This window comes from Cyclobacterium roseum (genome assembly GCF_010119225.1).
Classification (GTDB): Bacteria; Bacteroidota; Bacteroidia; order Cytophagales; family Cyclobacteriaceae; genus Cyclobacterium; species Cyclobacterium roseum.
Genome location: NZ_WNKF01000046.1, coordinates 1 through 1,947, shown reverse-complemented (window position 1 = coordinate 1,947; position 1,947 = coordinate 1). Strand labels below are relative to the sequence as shown.

At 36.0% G+C, this 1,947-nt stretch carries 2 protein-coding genes; both read right to left on the bottom strand.

The features are described 5' to 3' along the window. Nucleotides 1–129: 129 nt before the first annotated feature. Nucleotides 130–1,098: a virulence protein RhuM/Fic/DOC family protein gene (rhuM, locus tag GJQ68_RS23050; RefSeq protein WP_162419615.1), complete on the bottom strand. Its 969-nt coding sequence runs from the start codon at nucleotides 1,096–1,098 to the stop codon at nucleotides 130–132. After that, a complete protein-coding gene (locus GJQ68_RS23045; RefSeq protein WP_235941870.1) occupies nucleotides 1,095–1,751 on the bottom strand; it encodes a hypothetical protein in 657 nt (218 codons plus the stop codon). The genes rhuM and GJQ68_RS23045 overlap by 4 nt, the downstream gene beginning before the upstream one ends. Nucleotides 1,752–1,947 lie beyond the last annotated feature (196 nt).

Genomic DNA, 1,947 nt, shown 5'->3' with positions numbered 1-1,947 from the left:
AGGTTCAATCGTTCATCGAACGTTAAACAGTTATCTATGCGACTTCTTGTCGCACCTCGGTGGTGTGTGAGGCGCTCCCCGTCAGAGGAATCTGGCGGGGCCGTCTACACGATTATGGGCTTTTTCTTTCTATGATCTGTTTATAAGATTTACGACCACATTGATCATCATTTCCTTTTCTTCAGGTTTACTTTCAGCAATTAACAAAGTCAAAGCCACCAACGCGTTTTCACTGATTCTTTTAGTACCATCTGGATAATACAAACTTTTGTTCTTTTCCAAATACCAAATGAATAGCCACGCTGCAATTCTCTTGTTTCCATCTGAAAATGAATGGTTTTTCACAACAAAATATAAAAGGTGAGCAGCTTTTTCTTCTAAACTTCGATACAATTCTATGCCATCGAATGTTTGGTCTATGGCTGAAATTGAACCCTTAAAGGATTGGTCTTTTTCATTTCCAAAAAGACTTGACCCACCGAATCTTTTCTTTAATTCATCCACAGCATGTTTTGCTTCCTTGTAGGATATTCTAAAAGTAGCTTGGATTGGGGTAAGCGATAAACTTAATCTTTGATGGTCATAATCATCTAGAATATCTAAAGCACTGGAAAATTCAGATAAAACTTCAAATATACCTTTTGTCTGATCGTCAGAACCAAGACTTTGGATTGTTCTATTGACTAGGTTTATTGTTTTTTGGAGCTCAAGTAACCTCTTTTCGTTAACCGTATAGCCTTTTACTAGATGATCTTTAATGATCTTGTTTGCCCAAATTCTAAAAGCTGTACCCTGTTTGGAGTTAACTCGATAACCCACAGAAATAATCAGATCCAAATTATAGATTTTTATCTGCCTCTTTACCGTTCTTTCTCCTTCCTGTTGAACTTGTGTAATTTTTGCACAAGTTGCCTTTTCATCCAATTCAAAGGTTTTGTAAATATTTCGGATATGCCTAACTATTGATGTCCGATCCGTATCAAACAATTCAGAAATCTGATATTGATCCAACCAAAGGGTGCCATTTTCAAGAAGCACTTGAATAGTAGGTGCGTCTTGCCCCGACTGATAAATTACTATTTCACCTGTTTGCTTCATGAGCTAAAATTTGAATGCTGGTCTTCAAAATACTTAATTTTGGCCTTTTTGAGTTTTTGAATCTCTTCATATTCCAAGTTTAATCCTAGGTAGGTAGTAGAGAGATCAATTCGGTCATGAAAAAAAAGTAACCGCATCAATCTCTTTAGCTCAACTTTGTGTGAAGGACTTTCCAATTGGAAAAAGACTTTAACTTTATCGCCATCAAATTTGAATTCTATGAAACTATCTACTCCTTGAGAATAAGCTGGGCCTCCATAGTATCTAGCAATTGGATAAGTATCAGACCACAACTTTTCACCAAGTATTGCAAAAACCCCAAATTTTACTTGATCTATTTGACTCCAGGAGTATTTAGAATTATTAAAATCTATCGAATCTAAACTGATTCTCACTTCACCTTCTAGCTTTCCGAATTTCTTTTCATTTTCATGAGCACCCCAATAGCTTGCAAAGAGAATCAATCCCAATAATGAAAAAAGTAGGGTTCGGATTAAATAATCTATGGATAAACTTAAATTTAACTGACTAGCAATAGAAGCAATTGTTATAAGGAAAATAAAACCTCCATACATCAGCCTAGATGAATTGACCCTCAAATCGATTCCTTTCGATGGTATAAAAATTTTTGCTTTAAATACAGGGTGCTTCATTTGGTTCTCACAATTGCCCATAACGGTCTAGTGTATGAGCAGTAGCGGATTAAAACCCACTAACTTTTCGATTAACCACTTACCTTTATTAATATTCATTTCCTTTCAATTTAGCACCAAACCCGCATTACGTATAGCCATTGTGTGTGCCCAGCATGGGCATCTGGTATCGAAGATACCAAATTATTCCAAAGGG